The following is a 24,416-nucleotide window of genomic DNA, read 5'->3' as shown; positions in this document are numbered from 1 at the left end:
TCAACGATCTTCTTTCTCGATTCTCTCGAGGAGAGAGGTTTGTTGTGTCCAAATCTCGACATGTAACGGACATGGCTGGTCGGTTATCAGCATTGCAAACGAACTAACATGGAACAGAGCAAGCTCAACAGATTCACTTCCTGCAGGCATCACGCAATCTGTCATTGGGTGCTGGTGGTGCTTGTCATTTTCCTTGCGGTAGTTTCCTCCATCGTGTCGGCAGCGCAAGCCGGCGACGGAGCGATGCCTGAAGCCGGTACCAGAATCCGTGCGCAGGCCACTGTTACCTATATGCCGTCTGGTTCGCGTCATCCTGTGACAATCGAGTCGAATGTCACGGTGATCGAGGTGCTGCCAGTGGAGGCCTTGAGCTTCGATGGCGACCGGCAAGTACGGGCCGTGCCGGGCATGAGCGTCACCATACCGTTCCAGTTGGCCAATACGGGAAATACGCACTCGATTTATACCTTCGAGACAAAATCATTGTCTGGTTTCGCTCTGGACAATCTCAGCTTATACCTTGACACGAACAATAACGGGTCAATCGACGAGTTCGATCGTCCACTCCCTCCGGGCGCCACCCTATCGCTGTCACCTCAGGGCCGGGCGTCCTTGTTGATTCATGGCAATGTGCCGATCGGCGTAACCGGCGAAGCCAACGTTCGCCTCAGGGCAATGGCTCAGGGGAGTCGGATCGATGCTAGCGCAAAGGCGACGATTTACGCCGTGCAGGGTGCCGTGATGCAACTTACCCAAACTGCTGCGCGGGGCTCCGTGAATCCCGGTGATGCGGTCAAGGTCACATTATCCTCGAAAAATGTCGGACTCGAGACTGCGGAACCGGTGGCTCGCATCGAGGGCCGAGCCGTGAAAATCGACGGTCAGGAGCGCAACGTCATCCTGATGCGCAATCTTTTGCCGGCTGGCGTCACCTATGTTCCGGGTTCGCTGCAATCAGGTAACGCAGAAGCCTTGTTGCTGGTTCGAAACAAAACGGATGCTGAATTTCAGTATCGCGCGGCAACGGGTGTCGCGTCTGGCGATGTCGTCGAGGTCGCCATCGCGCTGCCGGTCGCCCTGCCTTCTGGCAGGGCATTCGACGCGTCGTTTTCCATGAAAGTCGCACCAAAATTCACCGGCAAACACATCAGCAATATTGCCGATACCTACTATGGTCAGGGCACTGCGCCGGCGCAGCAGGTGACCAGTAACCGCGTCAGTATTCGCGTTGGTGGAACGCGTCATCCCGACCTGGTGCCGCAGGTGACTCAGGAGGGTGATTTCATTGCCGGCGGCAAGGCTGCTTTTTTACTCCGAGCAATCAACCAGGGTAACGGTGATACAACTGGGGAGATCGAAATCAAGGCCTCGATGCCGCCGGGCGTGAATGCCATCTCGGCTCAGGGGCCCGGCTGGCGTTGCCAGGTTTCGGAGCGAATGGCGCATTGCAAAACAGCACAACTTTTAATCGCCGGTACCCACTTACCTAATATCCAATTGATGACGGAGGTCTCGCCCGACGCGGTACCGGGGGATCGTCCGTCGGTGGTGCGCGATGCCATCGTGACGATTAGCGGTGGCGGTGAGCCAGATCACCTGGAGGGTAACAACAAGGTGACCTATCGCACCACCATATTCAAGAAAACGGGCTTGTCAGGACGAGTCTGGCTCGATAGTAATCATAATGAGCGTTTTGATGAAGGTGAATCGCTGCTGCCCGGATGGCGAGTCCAGTTATTGCAGGACGCGCCCGATACGCCCGAGGGATTCGTCATCGTCGGCGAGGCGACCACGGATAAACACGGCGCTTATCAGATGGCGCTCCCCGTCGCCGGTAAAAATTTCAGTCTGCGATTCCTTTCCCCGCAAGGTCAATGGTATGGTGTGCCGCAAGACGGTGCAAAAGCGTCCCGTAACACCGCGTCTGGCGTGCGAGATTTCGATCGTGGACTATTGCGTTACTCGCAAATCAAACCTGGCAGCATTCATCAGGACCAAAGCCTCGGTGTGCGGCCCAGCGGTATCGTCTACGACGCCGTTGCACGCCATCCGGTGGCCAATGCCTTGGTTACGCTGAAAACGGAAATACCGTCATTCGATCCGAAACGCCATTTGATCGGCGGCGAGGCGAATACGACGGTGAAGACCGACGAAAACGGCTATTATTATTTTGGCCTCAGTAGCAATGCGCCAGTCGGCCAGTACCAGTTGGACGTCCAGGCAAGCGGCTATCGCGGATTCTCCTCCATTGTGCCGCCTCAGGCACAACCGCTGCGCATGAATGCCGGACTCCATAAAGTCGTTGCGGCGTTGAAAGTGCCTAGCGGCAATGATCCGGTGATTTACCATACGGCGTTCATTCACGCAGCGGATGCTCGCCCCGTCAACAATCACCTCGCGATCGACTCCAGCGACCCGCAGGCGTTCGCGCTGCAACTCAGCAAGAAGGCAGACCGGCCGGCCGTCGAGATCATCGACTTCGTCAACTACACGTTAACGCTGCAGCACGCCCAAAGCAGTGCCATTCAAGGCATCACGATTCAGGACGACCTGCCCACCGGATTCGCCTATGTGCCGCATTCCGCACGACTCACAGTGGGCGAACTGACGCCGGCCAACGGCAAGCTGCCGGCGCTGTCTCCGATCGCTGATCCGCTGGTGCAGGGAAAACAGCTTCAGTTTCAACTCAAGGACGTGGTACTTCCACCCAACGTGCCTGCCAATATCATCTATCGTGTGCGCGTCGGCGCGACCGTACGCGAAGGCACCAAGGCAACCAATCGCGCCAAAGCCTACGCCGGACCGCTAGCCTCCAATGAAGCGAGTGCCACGGTGAACATCACCGGTGGCGTTTTTTCAACTGACGCTTTCGTCGCTGGCAAGGTCTTTCTCGACTGTGACGGCGATCGCATTCAGACCGCCGGCGAGCCAGGCGTACCAGGTGTGCGGGTATATCTCGAAGATGGCACTTATGCCGAGACCGATCCCGACGGGAAGTACAGCCTGTACGGCTTGAAGCCACTGACCCACGTGCTCAAGCTTGATCCTACGACGCTGCCGCAGGGCGCGCGCGCCATGCCCATTTCGAGCCGAAACGCAAAACGGGGGGATACTCGCTTCCTGGATCTGCGTAATGGTGAGCTTGGTCGGGGTGACTTCGCACTCACATGCGACGCGGCGATTCTGGCCGAGGTCAAGGCACGACGCGAAAAAGCCGTCATGCCCGAGATCGAAGCCGCGCTCAAACCGTCGATGAGCGCGCAATACAGTGACACGCGTCCGGCGAATACCAAAGCACGGCCCGCCAGCGGGATCATCACACCGAACGGTGCCAACGGCTCCGCGGCGATGCCTGTCAAGACTGCGCCGGCACAGATATCAGTGATCCCGTCAATGCCGATTCCGGCGGCGCAATCCGGGCACGTTGCGTCGGCGCCACCTGCTGCAGGTACTTTGATGCCGCTCGAGGAAATTCTGCCCTCAGCCAATACCTCGTTGGGTTTCGTCGATCTGTCCGACGGCACAGTGCTGGACAGTCGACAAACGGCTGTGCGAGTCAAAGGCCCGCTGGGCGCCAGATTCGTCCTGTCTGTCAACGGCGTGACCGTCCCGGAAGACCGCGTCGCGCGCCGCAGCACACTGCGTAGTCGCGGAGTGACGGCGTGGGAATACCTGGGCGTCGATCTGCGGACCGGCAGGAATGAGCTGAGCCTGAGCGATGGCTCCAGCCAGGAGCGCATCGTTGTCATTGTGCCGGGCGAACTCGCGCACATCGATCTGAAGATTCCGCCGCATCCGGTCGCCGACGGAAAAACCGAGGTGCCGGTCACGATCCGCCTGACCGATGCTGCCGGTGTACCGGTCACGCGCCGAATTCCAGTTACGCTGGGTGCCAGTGCCGGCCAGTGGCAGACCCGGGATCTCGACCCCACGCAAGACGGCATACAGACTTTCGTCGAGGGCGGCGAGGGCCATTTCAAGTTGATTGCGCCTACCGTGCCGGGTGAGGTCGAGTTCCGCATCGTGTCGGGACTCGTCTCCACCGACCATGCCGTCACCTTCGTTCCAGCGCTTCGTCCCGTTATTGCAGTCGGTATCCTCGAAGGCGTGATTACTCTGCGCAATGGGCTGATCGAGCCGGTCAGCCGCAACAACGGGTTCGAGCAGGAGCTGACGCGCCTGAGCCGAGAGTGGAGTGGCGGCCGGGACACTGTTGGCGGGCGGGCCGCTTTCTTCCTCAAGGGGCAGGTGAAGGGGGAATATCTGCTGACGGCGGCTTTCGATAGCGAAAAAGACGTCAAAGACCGTCTCTTTAGGGATATTCAACCCGACCGCTACTATCCGATCTATGGTGATTCATCGGTGCGAGGTTTCGACGCTCAATCGACCAGCCGACTTTACCTGCGCGTCGATAAGGACAGCTCGTATCTGCTCTATGGCGATTTCTCCACGTCCAGCAGCCGGGACGTGCGCCAACTGACGCAATACGACCGAGCGGTTACCGGCTTGAAGCATCATTTCGAAAACGAGCGCGTTAAAGCCAATGCGTTCGTCAGTCGCGACAATCTCGTGCAGCGCAAGATCGAGATCCCTGCTGAGGGCATCTCCGGTCCATATACGGTGTTTGGCGCGGACTACGTTGAAAATTCCGAGCGCGTCGAGATCATCACCTATGACCGCAATGCACCTGGGGTCGTTGTCAAAACCCAATTGAAAACACGCTTCGTCGACTACGAGATAGAAACACTCAGCGGCCGTTTGCGTTTCAGGGAGCCCGTGCCGAGTTACGATCCGTTGACGATGAATCCGAACGTGATCCGCATTACCTATGAATCGAATGGCAATGGTCCGAAATTCTGGCTTTTCGGCGGTGACGTTCAGCTCAAGCTGACTGACCGTATCACACTCGGCGCAGTCGCCGTCGATGACCAGAATCCAGCGGATGCGCGTCGTTTGCAAGGCATTACCCTGCAAGCGAAAATCGGCGAGCGCACCAAAGTCGCAGGCGAACTGGCACGTACCGACACCATGAAAAAAGGCGTCGGTCAAGGCGCCCGCGTTGAGGTCACACATGAATCGGAGCGAATCAAAGGAAAACTCAGCGCGACACGGACCAATGAGGGTTTCGATAACATCAGTGCGCCGGTGTCTGCGGGCCGCACCGATGTGCGCGCCGAGGGAGCTTATCGCGTCGACGATCGAACGCGCGTCAAAGGCGAGTTCATTCATTCGCAAGACCATACGCAAATGGGTAACGGCGCGACCAACCTGTCCGGCGCGATGGTGGCCGTCGAGCGCAATCTGACTGAAAGACTGCAAGCCGAATTCGGCTCGAGAATCGTCGAGACATTACAGCAAATGCCAGACGGCAGCATGCGAGATATTCACCTGAATACGCTGCGTGGCCGCCTGACCACGGTCGTCCCGGGGCTACCCAAGGCGACCGCCTACGGCGAATACGAGCAGGACTTGCGCGACAGCCGTCGCCGCGTCTTCGCGCTCGGCGGCGATTACCGTCTGAACGACAGCAGTCGCCTTTACGGTCGTCATGAAATCCTGTCGAGTCTGGGCAGTCTCTATAACCTGAACAGCAATCAGCGAACGTTCCGAACCATGTTCGGTATCGACACGCAATACATGCCTGATGGCCGGGTGTTCAGCGAATATCGCCTTGGTAGCGCCCTGGATGGCCGCGATGCCCAGGCTGCACTGGGTTTGCGCAACGGATTCAACATTGCCGAAGGCGTGCGGCTGAACACAACCTTCGAGCGAACCCGGTCGGTCGGGGGCTTCAAAGGCGGTAACAATGAATCGACGGCACTCACCGGCGGACTTGAATACTTCGCCAATCCGCGCTGGAAGGGTAGCACCAGCCTGGAGTTGCGTCGAGCCACCAACGAAGACAGCCTCCTGCACACGATCATGGCTGCGGTCAAGCTTGACCAGGACTGGACGCTCTTGGGGCGTAGCGTGGTATTTCGCACGCTGGGTCGCGGCAATAACGCGACAGCCAACAGTCTCCAGACCCGACAGCGCCTCGGGGTGGCCTATAGGCAGACCGAGCGCAACGACCTCAACCTGCTGGGTTACTACGAGCATCGCTTTGCTCAGGGGAGGATGGCTTCCACCCTGTCGGACCGGCGCCGTGAGCACATTCTCGCGCTGGTGGCCAACGGCCAATTGCTGAACCGCACGACCCTGACAGGCCGCTATGCATTCAAGCACCTGAGCGAGAGCGGTTACGGGGTAAGCAGTGACGCCAGCGCCCACCTTGTGTCGGGCCGGATCACCTGGGATCTGGGCCGTGACTGGGATGTTGGCCTGAATGCTTCGACGATGTTCGACGACACTTTCCAGCGTCGCGATGCATTCGGTGCCGAGGTGGGTTATCAGCTCAAAGACAATCTCTGGTTGTCGGTCGGACACAACATTGTCGGTTTCTCCGATCGAATCTTCACCGAAATGGCACAAACCTCCAAGGGTGTCTATTTCCGTGTTCGGTACAAATTCGACGAGAACAGCTTCTTCAGATAAGCAACTAATTCATCGACATGGCGTGGCTCGGCATACATGACGAGCCACGAAAAAAATAGGAACTCGTCTGACCTATTGGAAAAAATACGCTGGAGTGCGTAATAGTTGAAGCAAGGTGCCGGCCGCCTTACAATGAGGCGCAACCGGCCCCTGTCGTCTCCTTGGGCCTGCCACGATAGTCTTACGGAAGCGGTGCTCGAAGATGCCTCTGACACCTGCCGCCGGCGCGCGGGCAAGCCGTACCTCCTATCGCTTCCTGATTGCCAGGACGGCGCTGATCATCGCGCTGTTTGCAACGCTTTTGGCGATTTATATCGTGTTGCTGGTTGCCTATACCGTATGGGATCGTAGCGAGCAGGGCGCCTTGCATTTCGCTCAGGTTCAAGAAGAAATCTCGCGGCAGGAATACTTTGTGCGCCAATTCAACACGCTGGTGCCGCATTATTTCTGTCGCGCTGGCGATCAAGTCTGCCGTTCCGCGCCAGCCGGACACTGGGATCGCCCCTTGCCGCCTATCGGCGCGCCAGCCGAATTCACCTTGCCCGGCAACGAACCGTTCTACGTGCTGCGAACGCATTCAGGTGAATCCGCGACGACAGCAGACATCCTGCTGCGACTCGGCTTGCGCTTTGTCGAATTCGACACCGCCTTCTGGGGTGCGGTCGTCAGCGACGAGCGCTCGCTCTTTCTGGCCGCCGACGGCAGCACGGCAATATTCATACCGCATCGACTCGATCATGGGCTTGGCGACGCGGCCGCCATGTCCGAATTCGTGCGCAGTCGCCTGGCCGCTTTCCAACGGGCGATGGCTCGCTCTGCTGGCGTTCGCGAGCGCGGCGCCGCAGTCTACTGGGTCGGGCCCGAGCACGACCTCATCAGCGGCAAAAGCGTCCTGATCTGCTTCATCCCCATTTACGACCCGCAAGGCAATCTCGTCGCCTACGCGTCGACAGACGTCGCTCCAGACGTCATCGACGCGCGTGCACAAGCGCAAAGGCGAGCCTTCAAGGGAGATCTGTTTCTTGTCTCGGAAAATGGCAAGCTGATCCTGCTCAACGGCCGGCGCCCGCCCGCGGCTGTCGCCAACGAACTTCGCTCATCTGGGCGGCGTGCGGCTTTGTCGCTGCAATTCAAACCCGGTCTCGCCGTCGTGCAGATCAGCCGCCGTGTGCCCCATCTCGACTGGCACCTGGTCTACGCGGTCAGTCTGGCAAGCGTCATTGGCGAGAAAATCGTGCCGATCGGCATCGCAATCGCGCTCTTCTTGCTCGCCACGGGTGCAGCCATCCTCAGTGCCAGGCATCTGATCAAAACCGTGCTGATTCCGCAAGCGCGGCAGGCGCGACAACTGGTGGATAGCGAAAACTTCAACCGTACCGTCATCGAGACTTCGCCAATCGGACTGGCGGTGCTGCGCAAGCACGACCGCTCCGTGGCCATGCAAAACCGCAATTTCATACCGCTCTCGCGGTGGCGACCCGTCGCCGCGCCGGGGGGTGACACCACCCCACGCGGCGCATTACCGGATCCAGGCTGGGCCGCCGCTCTGGTGTTTCACCAACAATTGGGTCGGCATCCGCATATCTCGGACACGCAGACCGGTCGCATTTATCAGCTTGAACTTGCCGACACAACCCACAAGGATGATGCGGTGGTGCTGTGCGCACTGGCCGACATCACCGAGCAGAAGCAGGCCGAGCAAATCCTCGAACATGCGCGCCGTGAGGCCGAGGCCGCCAGCGCGGCGAAAACGCAGTTCCTGGCTACCATCAGCCATGAAATTCGCACCCCGCTATATGGGATGCTGGCGTCCATTGAACTCCTGATCAAGACGCGTCTCGACTCGGCCCAGCAACAACTGACGTTGGCGATGGACAGTTCGGCCCGCACTCTCAAGGATGTGCTCAACGACGCGCTCGACTTCACCAAGGCCGGTGCCGGCGACATCACGCTCGACGACGTCGTATTCGATCTGGTTACCGAAGCAGAGCAAGTCGTTCAGGGCTTTTGGTCGCGAGCCAACCTCAAGGGTATCGATCTGCGGTGCTTCATGGACCCCGCGATGCGCGGTCGGTGGCAGGGCGATGCTTTGAAGATTCGTCAAATTCTCAACAACCTGCTGAACAACGCGATCAAATTCACCGAGCGCGGCCACGCGACCCTGCGCGGACGATTGTTGGCGCAGGACGGCACGCGGGTCCGGGTCATGCTGGAGGTGGAGGACAGCGGGCCCGGCATCGCCAAGAGCGACCTGGAGCGCATCTTCGTGCCGTTTGGTCAGGTAGGCAGTCATGCCGGCCGCACGCATTTCTCCGGCACCGGTCTCGGCCTGTCGATCTGCCGTAGTTTCATCGCCGCCATGAACGGAGACATTCACGTCGCCAGCCAACCGGGGCAGGGCAGCGCGTTTCGCGTCACGCTGCCGCTGACGCGCGTGGCACCGCCACCGGCGAGCGAAGCTGCGTTGCTGAGCGGTCGCCTGATCGAGATCGACGGCCCAGACGAAGAGCGGGTTCATCTGGCCGATCTCATCGGGGCCTGGGGCGGATCCGTGCGCCAGGCGCCAGGCGCGTCGGCAGCGGCGGACGAAGCCCGAATCCGCCTGACCGTACACGCCGGTCCGGACGTCGAAACGCCGCTGTCCGGCAGCATCGCCCTCGGCTCGGTTTTCAGCTTTCAACCGCATTGGCAGGGTAATGTCCTGCAAGTCACGGCGCTCTCGCAGCAGGCGCTGTTCGACGCGCTGGCGATGGTTTGCCGAAGCGCGCCGGAGCAATGCGAGTTGCCGTCCGCGAGCAATGTCGCGGCGGGCGACACGGCGCTCGGCGGCACTGTTCTGGTGGCCGACGATCAGGTCATCAACCGCATGCTGCTCGAGCGGCAACTGGCCCAGTTGGGTTGCAGCGTCATCGCCGCCGGCGATGGCTGCAAGGCGCTGGCGCTTGCCAAGAGCGCGCGCTATGACATCGTGCTGACCGACCTGAACATGCCCGGCATGAGCGGCTATACGCTGAGCCAGGAACTGCGCGCTGCCGGCGTTACTGTGCCGATCGTGGCGATCACGGCCGGCGGTGTGTCGGGTGAGCGGGAAAAATGTCTGCAGGCCGGCATGGATGACTGCCTGCAAAAGCCGTTCGACATCGAAACCCTGCATGCCGCCCTTATGCGGCACTTGCCTGGCGCTGCCGCGCAAGTGAGCATTGATCCCCCGCGCGCTGCGGACGGAGTCGGCCCGGACAGCACGACAGGAATGGCCTCGGCTACCGAGCCCATGCCGCATTGGACGCCGGATATGACCGAGCGCGCGGCCCAGAGCCTGCAGCACGACGCCGACGCGCTGCAGGGCGCGCTCGAGCAGGAAGACACGGCAAAGCTGCGGGAGGTCGCGCATCGCGCCCAGGGCGGTTTGGCCGCACTGGAAATCAAGCCAGCAGTTTTACTGTGCCAATCCATCGAGCAGTGCATCGAGTACGAATGGGGCGACGAGGCTTTCGCGCTCGCGTCTACGCTCCAGGCGATACTTGTCCAGACCGCGCAAGACATGCTCGATACCGAATAGGTTTTGGGGGCCGAGCTGTCTGGCTCGGCAGGAAGAAGAGTCAAGGGGGCGTGATGAGCTCATCGCCGGCAAAATGACGGCGCAAAAACATATCCGATGTCATCAGCGCCTGCAATGCATCTGCCTGATTCAGGGCGGCTTGCGCAAAAAACTGTGACTCCACGGCGGCGATCATCCCGAGCGCATCGTCGGCACGCAGCGTCAGCATCACGCCCTTCAACCGATGCAGCAGGCCGGCGGCTTCGTCCCAGCGCGCCGCCCGCAATGCGTCGACCAGACGCTGACTGTCGGGAATCACCGTACAGCAGTAGATATCTTTCATTGATGTCATTGCAGTGCCCATCGATGCGCCGCCGCCGGCACTCCCCGGAATGTCGATCGGTCGCTGGCGGCAAGATAAGGAAATCGAGCGTGAAGGTGCGCGCACAGACATCAGGAAAATCTGACGGCATCCTCCGGGTTGCTTAGCGCTTGACGGTAGCCAGTTTCTTCTCCAGTACGTCGGCCGCGGCGTATCCCCGCAGACGGCTGCCATCACCGAAAATCACCACCGGCGTGCCGCGCACATTCAGGCGGCGGCCCAGCGCCACCAGAGCGTCGGTCTGCGTCGCGCAAGCGTTCGTCGCAGACGGAGCCTGGTTATCGACCATCCACGCGTGCCACGCCCTGGCCGGGTCCTTGGCGCATAAAATGCTGCTGGCCTTGGCCGAAGAATCCGCCGACAGGAACGGATAAACAAAAGTGTAGATAGTCACATCATCGAGCTTTTGCAGTTCCTGCTCGAGGCGCTTGCAATACCCGCAGTTCGGATCGGCGAACACGGCCATCACGCGGGAACCCTTGCCTTTGACGGACTTGATTGCCTGATTCAGCGGCAGGTCCTGCCACGAGATGGCCTCGAGCGCGGCGCGGCGCTCAAGCGTGAGATTGGTGCCGGACTGCGTGTCGATCATATCGCCGGTGATCACATAGCGGCCGGATCGATCGGCGTAGACGATATCTTGCCCCATGCGCACCTCGAACACCCCTGGCAGCACACTGGCGCGCACCTCGTCAATGGTCGCCCGGTTGCCCAGGTGAGTGCTCAGCGTCTGTTTGACCTTGGCTGCATCCTGCGCGATCGCAGCGTCTTGCGAAGGTGCGGCATGACAGGCCGCAGCGGCCAGTGCCAGAGGGATCGCGACGAATATCGTGCGTGGGCGCATCAACTTTTCTCCAAAATGTAGGAATCGGGTATGGCTATTGTTAAAAAATTCACGTTTCCTAAATATGGGATTCGTCCCAAACCCAGATGCTCGACGGCCTAATCAATGACCATGACAGCCCTTATGCATTTGCCAGGCATGTGTCCATTCCGTGCCGTGCCCCGGCTCATAACGCTCGGGATGCTGGCCGCAATTGCCCTGAAACGGCTGGCACATATACAAATGACCGCGGTGGGACACGATGTCCCCCGGAATGTAATGCTTGCCGGGAGTATAGGCGGGTGCCGCGGGGGCGGACTCGGCATCGGCAACGGGTGCCGCGTGAGGCGCATGAGGCGTGTGCGCGGCGGCCGGGACTGCCCCGCTCAGCAGCGCGAGCGGCGCCACGCAACGCAGCAACAATGACGAAAATCGAGAGGCGCGCATCATCACTTCCCGTTCGTTTGCGGCGTGGCGGCGCCTGTCGCACCGACGTGCCTGCTCGCGCGGGACTTGGGTTGCGCGGTCGTGTTCGACTTTTCGTCGTGCGCCGGTTGGGTCAGTTTCTGTTCAATAGGCTGGCTGTCATGACCCGGGCAGGCATACGCCATGCCGGCGTTGAAAAAAATCGCGGGCATCGCCAGTAGCAGGGCCGCTTGCGAAATACGTTGCAGAGAAAACATTTGCAATCCTCGAAAAAAAACGAACAAAATACGCCGGCCCGAAGGCCGGCGCGATGGTTTAAAGAACACTTACGCTATCAGGCACCGACCTTTTCCCAGGCCAGGTTCCAGCTGGCGCCCTTGCCCGGTTCGTAGTGCGCGTCGGTCCCCGGCTGGCCGCACCAGCCGAACACCTTGCACTTGTACAGACCGCCGTCACGTGCGCGCACGACATCCCCCACTTTGTACTGGGTGCCGCTCTTGTAAGCGGGATGGTTGTCATTGCCGGGCTTCTTGTTCTGCTCGGGCTTCTGTTCGATCGCCTTGGCCTTTACAACGACCGTCATGCTGGCCTTGCCGAATGCTTTTTGCGTACCGTTCATGCCGGTTACGTGCACCGACACGTCATACTTGCCGGCGACCGTCGGCGCAAAGCGCAGTACGTTATCGGTGTGCGAGGTTTCACCCGCCGGACCCTTCACGCTCCAGGTCGCCTTGATGTCGTGTTTGAGCTCGCCCGAGACACCGAACGCAATCGCCTGCGTTTCGCCAACCGTCATCGCGGCCTGTCCGTGCAATTGCACGATTGCCTCGATAGCCGGCTTTTCGGTTTCATTGCCGGGTTTCTGGTTTTCGTTACCAGGTTTGCGGTTCTCGTTGCCAGGTTTCTGATTTTCATTGCCGGGCTTTTTATCCTCATTACCCGGCTTCTTGTCTTCCTGCCCAGGTTTTTGCTGGTCGGCAACACCGACGTCACGCCAGAATTGTTTGGCATGCGCGCCCGAGCCCGGTACATGCTCCACGTGAGCGGTGCTGCACCAGTTCGCGTACTGATAGCACTCATACTTGCGGCCCTGATGAATCACCACGTCGCCGATCTTGTACTGATCGCCGGCCTTGTAGGTCTTTGCGCTGCCTTGACGCGTCACGCCGATATCGATATTGAAGTTGAACTCGCTCTTGCCATCGATGCTATACACCTTGTTCTCGGCCGCCTTCAGGCTCGGCTCGACCTTGCCGCTGTCCTGCCGCACGCCGATGCGCACCAGCTGAGATTTCTGGTTGACCTTGGTCGCCAGGTCATACACCCAGCTGTCGGCTTCCGTGTCGCGCTCGCTGGCCAGCACGTGCATGCCGCGTTCGCGGTCGGCGCCGGTCTTGTCCATCAGGCGGAATTCAACTTGCATACCGGCCTTGAGCGCCGCGGGCTTGGCGGTCAATTGGCCGAGGTCCTTGTAGGACGCCACCGTGCCGTTCATCACCACGTCCGAGCACGAGTAGAACGATTCGGTGCTCTCGCCCCAGACCGGGCCGTAAGCGTGGCCCGGGTGCGGGCGTTGCCAAATCGTCAGCATCAGATGGCGGCCTTCCTTGTTCTTCGGATAAGCGCACTGCCAGTGCATGTCGTGCGCCGGCTTGGTCAGCCATTGGCTGCTGGCTTCCTGGCTTTTGCCGTCGACGATGCACAGTTCTTCCAGATCGCTCCACTTCACCGGCTTGCTCGGATCGTAGTTGTCCTTGGTGATGTAGGTGGCCATATAGAAGGTGCGGTGCGGCGCGGTCGCCTTCCAGTGGAAGTCGATGTTGCCCGCGGCGTTGGGCGAAACCACGGTGGTCGGCCAGCCGCCCTTGAGGTGGTTGATACCCTTCATGTCGGTGCGGCCACCCGAGCAGATTTCACCGTCCGGCGTCGCTTTCATGTGCTCGGCGATACTCAAGGCAACGCTATCGTTGTTCTGCATGCCATTGTTCATGAATGCCACGCCAGACCAGTTGGAAGTCGGCACTTCGCCGGAGATCGATTTCATCTCCTGGCAACCGGGGCTGGAAGCATCCTTCCAGCATTGATAAACACGCGAGCCGGGCGAGGCCATCGAGCCGTGCGCAGCCGCCAGTTGCGGGGCCAGCAGCGCGGCGGCGGTCAGCGCCAGCACCGTGCGGTTGAATGCATTGTTACGTTTCATTGCGTTGAATTTCCTGAAATTTTTAAATGAGTCAATTGGTTCCAAAATGACGGCGGCTGAACCGTCGGGGATCGTTACCTGTCGTGTAAGCTGGTGTAGTGCACCTCCATCCGTTCTCGACTGCCGAAAAATTGAAATGCCGTTGAAGGGACAGCGCGCGCAAGCTTCGGCGCACCGCCGTTCACGAAATGAATTTTCAGCAGTACGACGGGTTCGTCCCATTGGAAAACCCGTCCTGCGGCCAGAGAATGCGGCGCAGGCAGGCAAGAGAAATCTGTCTGTCCGCAGGCGCTCAGGCGGGGAAATAGCGTTGTATGACGCGGCACACGTCGTCGTTGCGCACGGGTTTGAGCAGCAGCTCCTGCATGCCTGCCTGCTGCGCGTGCTGGCGGGTCGAGGGGTCTGTATCGGCAGTCTGGCCAATGATCACGAGCGGCTTATCCACGCCGTCATGCGCCTTGCGCAGCTCGGTCGCCAGCGCAATGCCGTTGCGCCCCGGTACATTAATGTCGGTAAGCACCAGGTCGTGGCGTCGCGCCCGCCACGCATCGAGCGCGGCGTTGCCGTCAGCAGCGAATTCCACGTCCAATGCAAGCTCTGCGAGTTGCTGGCGCATGACCTCCCGCAAAAACGGGTCATCCTCCACCAGCAGCATGTTCGGCAAGCGGCGTCGCTGCAGAATCGCCCGGTGCTTGGGCTCGCGCGCCACGGCGTTGTCCGAGGCGTCGGTCGACGGCCCGGCGCTCACATAAACGCATTGCTCGATAAACGTGCGCGGCAGGAACAGCGGCGCCCCGGCGCATTGTGCCCGGGCGTCGCCACGCCCGGCCAGGATCGACAGCAGCAGACCACCTTGCGCCGAGGGTGCCGCCGTCACTTGCGCGTCGAGCCCTTCGTCGTCCGCCGCGCTCACCGTGGCACCGGCGTCGAGCAAGAGCTTTGAGATGCGCTGCTCGAGCACGTTTGGCATTTTGTCCAGACCAACTCGCCGGCCCGCCAGGGGCAAAACCGGATGGAGCGCGGTGTCGCGCGAGACGAACGGCACGCTCAGCGTCACACGTGTGCCAACGTGCTCGGTGCTCGTCAGCCTTAGCCAGCCGCCCATCAGGTGCGCCAGTTGCCGGCAAATCGCCAGCCCCAGACCGCTGCCGCCGCGTGGCGTCGGGCTGTTCTGGTGTGCCTGCACGAACGGTTGCAGCACCAGTTCGACCTTTTCCGCAGGAATGCCGACGCCGGTGTCGGCCACGCTCATCGTGAAAACGTCCTTGCCGTTCTCGCGCGCGGTCGACACGGCCACGGTCACGCTGCCGGTATCGGTAAAGCGAAAGGCGTTGTTGAGCAGGTTATGCAGAATTTGCCGCACGCGCGCGCCGTCAATCTCCAGCATTGCCGGCAGCGGCGTGATCTCGTGATACGCCAGGTGAATGCGCTTTTGCTCGGCGTGAGGCTGAAACAGGGCAACGGCGGCTTCCAGTTCCCGGCCCAGATCGCAGGGCTCGGGCTTGATACACAAATGGCCGGTCGACGCTTTTTCCATATCGATCAGGTCGTCGATCATCGTCAGTTGGTGTCGCACCAGCGTCAACACGTTGCCAAGCAGCCCCGCATGGCCCTGATCGCCGGTCTTGCGCTGCAGCAATTCCAGCGTCGAAATCGCGCCGGACAGCGGCGTGCGCAGCTCGTGCCCCATCACCGCCAGATAGCGCGATTTGGCCAAATTCGCCCCGTCTGCGGCGCGCCGCGCCTGCGCCAGCCGTCGATTCCAGTACACGAACAGGCTCAGCAACAACACCAGGGCGGCCACCGGTGGACCGGCCCGGCGCAGCACCGAGCGCCACGGCATTTCGACCATGATGCGCTCGGCCACGCCGGACTGTGCCTGTATCCGTGCATGCTGCGCTTCCTCCAGTGACGACAGCGCGCGATTGAGCACTGGCAGCAGATCCGCCCGGCCGGCGCGCACCGCCATCGACAGCGTCGACTCGCCCGAGGGCGGCGTCAGAATCCGTACCCGGCTGTGAAACGTGGTTTGCGCCAAATGCGCGGCCACCGCCGCCGACAAGACGGCCGCTTCGGCTTGCCCGGCGGCCACGGCGCGTACTGCCTCACTGGCGTTGGCGGTCGGTAGAATCGCCCGACGCCGGCCGAGGCTCATCAGCCAATAGTGCGCCGAGCTGTCCGATTGCACGGCGATTTTGCCGCGCACGTCGTCCAAGTCCTTAAGATGCGGCGCACCCGCCTGCACCACCACGACCGGCAACTGATCGAAGTAGGGGACCGTGCCCAGCAAGCCGCGCGCGCGAATCACCGACGCGCCGCCGGCCAGAATCATGTCGATCTCGCCGCGTTCGAGCTTGGCGAGCGTCTCGGCCCAGCTTTGCGTGGGCACCAGTTCGAAGTCCAGTCCGGTGCGCCGCGCGACGTCGGCCAGATAATCGGCAGTCATGCCGCGATGCCGTCCCTGCGCGTCGCGATACTCGAGCGGATACCACGCCGGGTCGATGCCGTAGCGCACGGTTTCGGCGAACGCAGGTGCGACAAGCCCGGCCAGTATGCCAAGCGCGAGGGCCAGCGGCGCGAGCATGCGCCAACGGTGAAGGCGCGGCAGGCTCACAGCGCCATTTCCGAAATGACGCGATACAGCGCCAGATCCGACGATACGTTCAGCTTGTCCATGGCGCGCAGCTTGTGCGCGCTGACGGTCTTAATGCTCAGATTCATCTGTCGGCTGATGTCGGTCAGTCGCTGACCCTTACTGATCAGGCGCAGAACTTCGATCTCCTTCTGGCTCAAGGTGGCGTCGGTGACATTACTGTTGAGCACATCCTTGAGCAGGCTGTGCTCGACAAAAACCTCGTTGCGCAGCACGGCGGTAATCGCCTGGTGCAACACCCCTTCCGTGGTGCCTTTGCTCAGGTAGCCCAGCGCGCCGGCCTCAAGCGCCATGCGCACGATGATCGGCGAGCGGTGCGACGACACGACAACCAGTGCCGTGCCGGGATATTGCTTGCGCAGCCACTTGATCAGCGATTGTCCGTCGATGCCGTTGATCGGATTTCCCTGCGCTTCAGTCAGGTCGAGGGAGTAGTCGAGCAATACCAGGTCGACCCGTTCGGTCGCCAGCACCGCATACAGCTCCTTGGGCGTCGATACATCCGCGACCACGCGGTACTCGTGTTCGGCGCCGGCATGCCCGGCGAAGCCGCCGAAGCGCTCGGTAAAGCCCTGGATGATCGAAACCAGCCCTTTGCGAACCAGCGTGGAATCCTCAACGATAACGATATTGATGGCCATAAGAAGTCCGTAATGACAAAAGCGTTGACGTTCTGGCAGTGCTCGCGGAGCAGTCCGCGCAGCGTGCCGGCGTCGCGATCATCGAACGCCTGGTTGATCACGATGTATCGCAGGATATTTCCCGCTCAAGGCAGGGAATATGGGATGCATCCCAAAGGAAACATCTGACACTTGGAAGTGACGCCTGGAGGCATCGCGTTCGATTCTTCTGTGGTGTTCGGGACAAATCCCATGTTTTGTCGTGCGTCTGTTTTCCACAATGACGTTGTTCCGATGAACGACGACGGATCGACCAGGCCGGCGGCGGCAACCGCCGGTGACGGTAACGATCATCATTTGCGGAGAACCCTTAATGCGTACACGTACGATTCTTGCGTTGACTGGCGTGGCCCTGGCCGCTGGCGTCACACTCAACTACGCGGCCCGGCAGGCGGAACTGGCGGGCGTGAAGGCGGCCCTCGCGCCGCACGTCGGCGCGGGCATCGATGAAGTGCGTCAGGCGCCCGTGCCGGGCCTGTTCGAGGCCCGCATCGGCAGCGATTTCATCTACGCCGATCAAACCGCTCGCTACCTGCTGAGCGGGGATCTGATCGATACGCAAACGGGTGAAAATCTGACTGAGCGCCGACGCAGCGAACTATCGCTGATTACCTGGTCGGACCTGCCGCTCACGCAGGCAATCCAAACCGTCAACGGCCACGGCAGCCGCCACATCGCGGTGTTTGCCGACCCCAATTGCCGCCACTGTCAACAACTGGAACAGACGTTGCGCACGCTCGACGACGTCACGATACATACCTTCGCGCTGCCGATCCTGTCGCAGCAATCGGTCGAACTGACCAGCGCAGTGTTGTGCAGCGCGCAACCCGCACGCGCCTGGCACGACTGGATGCTGCGCCGCCAGGCTCCGACGCCCAACGTTGCATGCGCGCCTCAGGCCGAAGCGCTGCGCGCGCTAGGACAGCGCCTGGGCATCCGCGGCACACCCGTCGTGATCTTCCCGGATGGCACCCGTATCGACGGCAATGCCGAGCGCAGCGTGATCGTGCAACGGCTGGATCGGATGGCAAGAGCAGCCAAGTAAGAAAACTCCGACGAAGCTTTGGCACTTTTGAAGCTGGCGATGGAAGGAATCCACTAGGTAAGTGCCCTGTGTTTTCGAAAAATAGGGCTTTCTTCGAATACAAAAATCAAGAGGTAAACAATGCAACGCACTGTGCAAAAAGGTTTTACATTGCTCGAGCTGTTGGTGGTGCTGCTGATCATGGCGCTGCTGGCCGGCTACGTCGGGCCCAAGATGTTCTCCGAGCTCGACAAAGCCAAGGAAAAGACAGCGCTGCGGCAAATGAAAACCCTGGCCGATGCGCTGGGGCAATACCGTCTGGACACCGGGCGATATCCCGACGAGGAGGCGGGTCTCAAAGCGCTGATCGAGCGCCCGTCCAATGAGCCCCGGTGGCATGGCCCGTATCTGAGCGGTGCGGTGCCGGCCGATCCGTGGGGCAATCCGTACGTGCTGCACAATCCGGCGCGAGACAAGAATGGCCATCATGATGCCGAAATCGTCTCGCTTGGCGCCGATGGCCGGGTGGGCGGCACCGGTGCCGGCAAAGACATCGTCTACGGGTTCTGAGTCATGCAGCGCGTCCTGAAGTGGCTGGCTGCCGGCGCGCTGTGCGCGGCCGTGCTGCCGGCTTACGCCGACTGCTGGCGCGAGGCCGGCGCGCGATACCACATCGATCCCGCGCTGCTGTACGCGATGGCGCACGTCGAATCGGGGCTCGACCCGAAGGCGCGCAACAAAAACCGCGACGGCACGCGTGATATCGGCCTGATGCAAATCAACAGCCGGCATCTGCCGCGCCTGGCCAAATTCGGCATCACCGAGAAAAAACTGCTCGACGAACCGTGCACCTCGGTGATGGTGGGCGCGTGGATTCTGGCCGACTTCATCCGGCGCGAAGGCTACAACTGGCGAGCGGTGGGCGCCTACAACGCCGGCACCGCGCCCAATCGCGAGTTCCTGCGCCAGCGCTACGCGCAGAAGGTCTGGGCACGTTACGGCCCGCTGCGTTCGGCCCCAATGCCCGGCGCTGTGGCGGTTTCGACGAGAGAACCGTGATGCAGGAATACAACGCTTTGGTGCTGCACCAGGGTGCCGTTCATTCCCGCCGGCTGCAGGCCGCCGATCCCGACGAGGCCCGGCGCCTGTGTGCCGCCGAAGGGATGCAAGTGCTCAAGCTCGACGTCCGGCGCGGCCTGCGCGGTGCACGCCAGACATTTTCCCTGACGCTGTTCGTGCAGGAACTCGTGGCGCTGCTCGACGCAGGGCTGGTGCTGGTCGAGGCGATCCAGACACTGCACGAAAAAGCCGCGTCCGCGCCGCAGGCACACGTGCTGCAAAGCCTGCTCAACGCCTTGTACCAGGGCCAGACGCTCTCGCAGGCGATGGCCGGGCAACCGGCGGTGTTTCCGTCGTTGCTGGTGGCCAGCGTCGCCTCGTCCGAGCACACCGGACAACTGCCGCAGGCTCTGCGCCGCTTCAACCACTACGAACTGCGGGTCGAGGCGCTGCGCAAGCGAGTCAAAGGCACGCTGATCTACCCGTGCGCGGTGATCGGGGTGGGTGGCTTGATCCTGGTGTTTCTGCTGGGCTTCGTCGTGCCGCGCTTCGCCACGGTATTCAGCGGCATGCGCGATCTGGCGTTCACCGGCCGGTTGATGGTGTGGTGGGGCCGTCTGGTCAACGAGCATGGCCTGGCATTGAGCCTGGGTCTGATGCTGATCGTGGCGGGCACGGTCGCCGTGCTGCGCACCGCCCCAGTGAGAGCGAAATTGGCGAACTGCCTGTGGCGCGTGCCGCGTCTGAGGCAGCAACGCACGTTGTTCATCCTGACGCGCTTTTACCGAACGCTGGGGTTGCTGCTGCAAGGCGGCATGCCGGTGGTCGAGGCGCTTGCGCTCACCGGCGGTCTGCTGCCGCAGGCCACGCGCGAGGAACTGCGTCAGACCATCGAGGACGTGAGGCAAGGCCAGGCACTGTCGGCCTCGCTGGAGCGCCGTCGGCTGACCACGCCGATTGCCGCCCGGCTGCTGCGCGTGGGTGAAAAGAGCGGCGACCTGCCGGGCATGTGCGAGCGCATCGCGCAATTCCACGACGAGGCGCTCGAGCGCGCCATCGAAATGTTCAGCAAGGTGTTTGAGCCCGTGCTGATGCTGTTGGTAGGGGGCCTGATCGGGCTCATCGTGTTTTTGCTTTATATGCCGATTTTCGAAATGGCAGGGAGTGTCTCATGAACCAGACTGCTGCATTACCCCCATGGCTTGACGCCGCCGCGCGCGAGGGCGATTTCGCCACGACGCTGCGCGACGCTCTGGCCGCCGAGCCGGGCCGGTTGGCTGAGGTTGCCGCGTTGCTCGGCCTGGCCGACATCGCGCCGGAGGTGGTTGCGAACGCGACGAGCGATTTCGAGCAGGTGCCGCTGGCCGAAGCGCTGACGCACCAGGTTTTGCCGCTGCGAATCGACGGCGTCGCCTGGCTGGTGCTGGCCGATCCGTTCAGTCCGGCCATCCGAGGCTGGGCCCAACTGCGGGCTCAGGCCTGCGCCGCGCGGCTGGCGATGAGCTTGCCGGGGCAGGTCGCGCACAGGCTGCGGCAGGTCGAATCGCAGGAACGCGCGATCGATCGCTTCAAACACGACGGCACTGCCGAGGCGACCGACGACGCCGTGCCGGAGATCTCGCTGACGAGCATCGCGAAGGACGACAACGTCGTCGTGCGACTGCTCAACTCGACCTTGTTCGATGCATTGCAGAGCCGCGCCAGCGATATTCACCTGGAGAGCATTCCGGGCGGCATGGTCGTCAAGTACCGCATCGACGGCGTGCTGCATCACATTACGCAGGTGGGCGGCGCCGACACCGCCGAACAGGTGATCTCCCGCATCAAAGTGCTCGGCGCGATGGACATCGCCGAGCGGCGCGTGCCGCAGGACGGGCGCTTCAAGGCGTCGATCCAGCGTCGCGGCGTCGACTTCCGCGTCTCCATCATGCCCAGCATTCACGGCGAGGACGCCGTGCTGCGCGTGCTGGACAAATCGCAGGACCAGAACATCCGTCTCGAAGCGCTCGGTTTCGACGACGGCACGCTGGCACGCATCCGCCAGCTCGGGCGCGCGCCGCACGGCATGGTGCTGGTGACCGGGCCCACCGGCAGCGGCAAATCCACCACCCTGTACGCGGCGCTGTCGGAAATCAACGACGGCCAGGCCAAGCTCATCACGATCGAGGATCCGGTCGAGTATCAGCTCGCCGGCGTGCTGCAGATCCCGGTCAACGACAAGAAAGGGCTGACTTTCGCGCGTGGACTGCGTTCGATTCTGCGACACGACCCCGACATCATCCTGGTGGGCGAAATCCGCGACGGCGAGACCGCCGGCATCGCCGTGCAGGCGGCTCTGACCGGCCATCTGGTGCTGTCGTCGGTGCATGCCAACGGCGTGTTCAGCGTGCTAGAACGCTTCATGTACATGGACGTCGAGCCGGCCAGCCTGCTCGAAGCGCTCAATGGCGTGGTCGCGCAGCGCCTGGTGCGGCGCGTATGCGACGAGTGCGCGCGACCGGCCTTGCCCGACAGCGAGACCCTCGCCGCCTGGGGGCTGGGGCTCAAGCGCCTTGGCCATGGTGAATTCATGGCCGGGCGGGGCTGCGATGCCTGCCGTCATACCGGTTATCGCGGGCGCGTGGCGGTAGCCGAGGTGCTCAAGTGCAGCGACGCATTCAAGGACGCCATGCTGCAGCGCGCACCGACCCGCGAATTGCGGGCGATTGCCCAAAGCGACGGCTTTTTGCCGCTGCGCGAAGTCGCCTTGCAGACCGTGCGGCGGGGCCTGACGACCTTACAGGAGGTGCAGCGTGTCATTTCCGTGGATTGAGCACACCGCCGTGCTGACCGGGGCGGCCGGCCTCGTATCGACGCCGGCCCGGGTCTGGCCGCGGCAAGCGGTAGCCGGCAAGACCGTCGCCAGCAGCACTTGCCCAGCGGGCGACGCGCTCGCCGGGCTCGATGCGCTGCTGGGCGCCGCCGGGCGCGGCCAGGTGTGGCGCGGCTTGGACCGCCTGAACGTGTTGCTTGGTTTTCCGCACGTGCATTACATGGTGCTTCCCTGGCAAGCGGGGCTCGCCACTCAGGCCCAATGGCAGGCGTATGCCGGCGCGTTGCTGGCGCAACGCAGCGGGGTGCCGGCCGAGCGCCTGGCGGTGTGGATCGAAGCCGGCCGTTACGGCGAGCCATGCCTGGCCGCGGCTGCGGAGCGCGATCTGCTGCACGGTATCGACCAGTTGATGCGCCGTCATCGCCTGCGCCGCGGCGCGTGCCGGGCGCTGGCCGCCGATGCGTTGCTGCACCACGCGCGCAGGCTGCCTGCCGACGCCTTGTTGGCCGTGCCGCAGCCCGGCGCCTGCAGCTTCGTCGCGCGGCGCGAAAACCGCTGGGAAGACGCCTTTACGCTGTGCTTCGCGCACGACGATCTGCGGCGGCAGATCGCCGCGGCCTGCGCCATGCTGGGCCGCTTGCCGGCGGCCGTGCGGGTGGCAGACGGGCCGATGGGGTGGCTCGCCCTGCCCGAAGGAGGCGCGCATGCGTGCTGATCTGTACGACTTCCGTCCTGGTCGCCGCTGCGCGATGCTGGTGATCGCCGTGGTTGCCGCCGCGGCGATGCCGGTCTCGTATGGCGTTTGGCAGGATGCTGCCGCGCTGTCGACGCAACGTGCCCAATTGCAGGCCGCGCAAGCGCGGCTCGCTCGCCACGAAAAGGCGCTCGAGGCGGCGCGCCGCGCGGCGCGGCAAGCCGCCTCGGCCGGGCGCGCCGAGGCGGCTGCGCCACTGGTCGATCCGCTGCCGATGCTGGCGGCGCTCGAAGCGGCATGGCGTGCCGACATCAGCCTCGTGAAGCTCGATCTGAACGCGGCGCAGCGCCGGGCCCAGGTGCAACTATCGGCGCAGTCGCTCGATGCGTTGTTTGGTTTTGTCGAGCGACTCAAGCAAAACCGCGCGCGCGTGACGCTCGAGCGCCATGCGTTCGACGAACGCCAGCCGCCCGAGTGGGCGCTGCAGGCATCCCTGACGGTGAATTGGTCATGAAGCGCCTGTCATGTCAATTCCGTCTGCCGGCGCTCGATGCTGCTCGCCTGCGCTGGGCCGGTCAACGTGCCGGCGCACGTCTTGGGCGGGGCGGGGTGCTGGCGGTAACCGTGCTGGTGGCGCTGGTCGCGACTGAGCGCTGCGTGCTGAAACCTCGTCTGCAGGCGGTGCAGAGCCAATACGCGGCGGTCCAGCGCGCGTTGGCGGTACCGCTGCCGACACCGGCACGCCCGGCGGGCGAGCTCAGCGAGCAGGCACGCAAGTCGCTGCAGGCGCGCCTGCAGGAAGCCTACGACGTGCTGCAGCGGCGGGGTTTGTTCGTACGCGAAGCCGCTTACCGGCAACTGCCCGGCGGTGCCGGTGATGGCGCTCAACGGTGGTCGGTCGAGCTGCCGCTGACCGGGGACTATCGGGCCGTACGCGGCGCGTTGACCGAACTGGCGAAGCTGCCGGCGCTCGGCGTGGAGACACTCTCGTTCACGCGCAGCTCGCCGGCCGATACGGTGCTGACCGTTGCCCTGCGGATTACCGTGCGGCAGGAGGGCGAGTCATGAAATTGCCTCGTTATCTGTACGTTTCCTTGCTGCTGACGGCAGCGGCGGTCGGATACACGATGTTCCTGGGTGACGGCGACGTTGCCGATGCACCACAGCCCGTCGTGCGACCGGCGCGAGCTCCGACGTTGCCCACCGCGCCAGCGCCGGCCGGCGCGAGCCCGACGGCGACGCCCAACGCGGTCGATCTGTTCCCGAATCAGGGACGGCTCGAAGAACCGCCGGTGCAGGCGCTGGTGCTGCCTGCGCCAGCCGCGCCGTCGACCCCGCCGCTGCCGTTCCGGTTCATCGGCGTGTGGTGGGAAGACGGCGAGCGCCAATTGGTGCTCGCCGTGCACGACCGGATATTCATCGTGTGCCGGGTGTGCGGCGCGACGGACAAACTGGCGCTCGGCGATACCGTTGCCAACCTCTATCGGTTGGACAAAATCGACGATCGGCAACTGACTTTTACTTACTTGCCCACCCAAGCGCAGCAGACGCTGTCGCTCGGTGATACGGTGGAAAAACCTGGGTTTTAATC

Annotated in this window: 18 protein-coding genes; 11 read left to right on the top strand and 7 right to left on the bottom strand. The window is 62.4% G+C overall.

The window, feature by feature from the left end:
• Positions 1–108 precede the first annotated feature (108 nt).
• On the top strand, positions 109–6,534 hold the full coding sequence (locus tag EPN80_RS15130) for a hypothetical protein (RefSeq protein WP_293028931.1): 6,426 nt from the start codon (positions 109–111) through the stop codon (positions 6,532–6,534).
• Between the two features lie 202 nt (positions 6,535–6,736).
• Positions 6,737–10,093: an ATP-binding protein gene (locus tag EPN80_RS15125; RefSeq protein ID WP_293028928.1), complete on the top strand. Its 3,357-nt coding sequence runs from the start codon at positions 6,737–6,739 to the stop codon at positions 10,091–10,093.
• A gap of 40 nt (positions 10,094–10,133) precedes the next feature.
• Here EPN80_RS15125 and EPN80_RS15120 read toward each other — a convergent pair whose 3' ends face one another.
• The 7 genes from EPN80_RS15120 to EPN80_RS15090 all read right to left on the bottom strand — a co-directional run bounded on the left by EPN80_RS15120 (position 10,134) and on the right by EPN80_RS15090 (position 17,197).
• Positions 10,134–10,415 carry a hypothetical protein gene (locus tag EPN80_RS15120; protein WP_293028925.1) on the bottom strand — a complete coding sequence of 94 codons (282 nt, stop codon included), beginning with the start codon at positions 10,413–10,415 and terminating at the stop codon, positions 10,134–10,136.
• 142 nt (positions 10,416–10,557) lie between these two features.
• Positions 10,558–11,298: a DsbC family protein gene (locus EPN80_RS15115; protein ID WP_293028922.1), complete on the bottom strand. Its 741-nt coding sequence runs from the start codon at positions 11,296–11,298 to the stop codon at positions 10,558–10,560.
• A gap of 102 nt (positions 11,299–11,400) precedes the next feature.
• The gene (locus EPN80_RS15110) at positions 11,401–11,727 is read right to left on the bottom strand and encodes a hypothetical protein (RefSeq protein WP_293028919.1); all 327 of its coding nucleotides are present in this window, start codon (positions 11,725–11,727) and stop codon (positions 11,401–11,403) included.
• Positions 11,727–11,960, bottom strand: a complete 234-nt coding sequence (locus EPN80_RS15105; protein ID WP_293028916.1) for a hypothetical protein — start codon at positions 11,958–11,960, stop codon at positions 11,727–11,729. Before EPN80_RS15105 ends, EPN80_RS15110 begins: the two co-directional genes overlap by 1 nt.
• Positions 11,961–12,037: 77 nt before the next feature.
• Positions 12,038–13,903, bottom strand: coding sequence for a lytic polysaccharide monooxygenase (locus EPN80_RS15100; RefSeq protein WP_293028913.1), 1,866 nt, complete (start codon positions 13,901–13,903; stop codon positions 12,038–12,040).
• Between the two features lie 292 nt (positions 13,904–14,195).
• On the bottom strand, positions 14,196–16,517 hold the full coding sequence (locus EPN80_RS15095; RefSeq protein ID WP_293028910.1) for a transporter substrate-binding domain-containing protein: 2,322 nt from the start codon (positions 16,515–16,517) through the stop codon (positions 14,196–14,198).
• Positions 16,514–17,197, bottom strand: a complete 684-nt coding sequence (locus tag EPN80_RS15090; protein ID WP_293028908.1) for a response regulator transcription factor — start codon at positions 17,195–17,197, stop codon at positions 16,514–16,516. The genes EPN80_RS15095 and EPN80_RS15090 overlap by 4 nt, the downstream gene beginning before the upstream one ends.
• Before the next feature lie 352 nt (positions 17,198–17,549).
• Here EPN80_RS15090 and EPN80_RS15085 point away from each other — a divergent pair, with 352 nt between their 5' ends.
• The 9 genes from EPN80_RS15085 (at position 17,550) to EPN80_RS15045 (ending at position 24,414) form a co-directional block, all read left to right on the top strand.
• Entirely contained in the window at positions 17,550–18,281 is a 732-nt protein-coding gene (locus tag EPN80_RS15085) for a DsbC family protein (protein ID WP_293028905.1), read from the top strand.
• A gap of 120 nt (positions 18,282–18,401) precedes the next feature.
• A complete protein-coding gene (gene gspG, locus EPN80_RS15080) occupies positions 18,402–18,830 on the top strand; it encodes a type II secretion system major pseudopilin GspG (protein WP_293028902.1) in 429 nt (142 codons plus the stop codon).
• 3 nt (positions 18,831–18,833) lie between these two features.
• A complete protein-coding gene (locus tag EPN80_RS15075) occupies positions 18,834–19,319 on the top strand; it encodes a transglycosylase SLT domain-containing protein (RefSeq protein WP_293028899.1) in 486 nt (161 codons plus the stop codon).
• Positions 19,319–20,494 (top strand): type II secretion system F family protein, encoded by a 1,176-nt coding sequence (locus EPN80_RS15070; protein WP_293029146.1) that lies wholly within the window; start codon positions 19,319–19,321, stop codon positions 20,492–20,494. The genes EPN80_RS15075 and EPN80_RS15070 overlap by 1 nt, the downstream gene beginning before the upstream one ends.
• The gene (locus EPN80_RS15065) at positions 20,491–22,131 is read left to right on the top strand and encodes a GspE/PulE family protein (RefSeq protein ID WP_293028896.1); all 1,641 of its coding nucleotides are present in this window, start codon (positions 20,491–20,493) and stop codon (positions 22,129–22,131) included. Before EPN80_RS15070 ends, EPN80_RS15065 begins: the two co-directional genes overlap by 4 nt.
• The gene (locus EPN80_RS15060) at positions 22,112–22,846 is read left to right on the top strand and encodes a hypothetical protein (protein ID WP_293028894.1); all 735 of its coding nucleotides are present in this window, start codon (positions 22,112–22,114) and stop codon (positions 22,844–22,846) included. The genes EPN80_RS15065 and EPN80_RS15060 overlap by 20 nt, the downstream gene beginning before the upstream one ends.
• Positions 22,836–23,339, top strand: a complete 504-nt coding sequence (locus EPN80_RS15055) for a hypothetical protein (RefSeq protein WP_293028891.1) — start codon at positions 22,836–22,838, stop codon at positions 23,337–23,339. The genes EPN80_RS15060 and EPN80_RS15055 overlap by 11 nt, the downstream gene beginning before the upstream one ends.
• A complete protein-coding gene (locus EPN80_RS15050) occupies positions 23,336–23,893 on the top strand; it encodes a hypothetical protein (RefSeq protein WP_293028889.1) in 558 nt (185 codons plus the stop codon). Before EPN80_RS15055 ends, EPN80_RS15050 begins: the two co-directional genes overlap by 4 nt.
• Positions 23,890–24,414, top strand: coding sequence for a hypothetical protein (locus tag EPN80_RS15045; RefSeq protein WP_293028886.1), 525 nt, complete (start codon positions 23,890–23,892; stop codon positions 24,412–24,414). Before EPN80_RS15050 ends, EPN80_RS15045 begins: the two co-directional genes overlap by 4 nt.
• The last annotated feature ends 2 nt before the right edge of the window (positions 24,415–24,416 follow it).

This window comes from Pandoraea sp., from assembly GCF_004297875.1.
In the GTDB taxonomy this organism is placed as follows: Bacteria; Pseudomonadota; Gammaproteobacteria; order Burkholderiales; family Burkholderiaceae; genus Pandoraea.
This window is presented reverse-complemented; position numbering and strand designations above follow the sequence as displayed.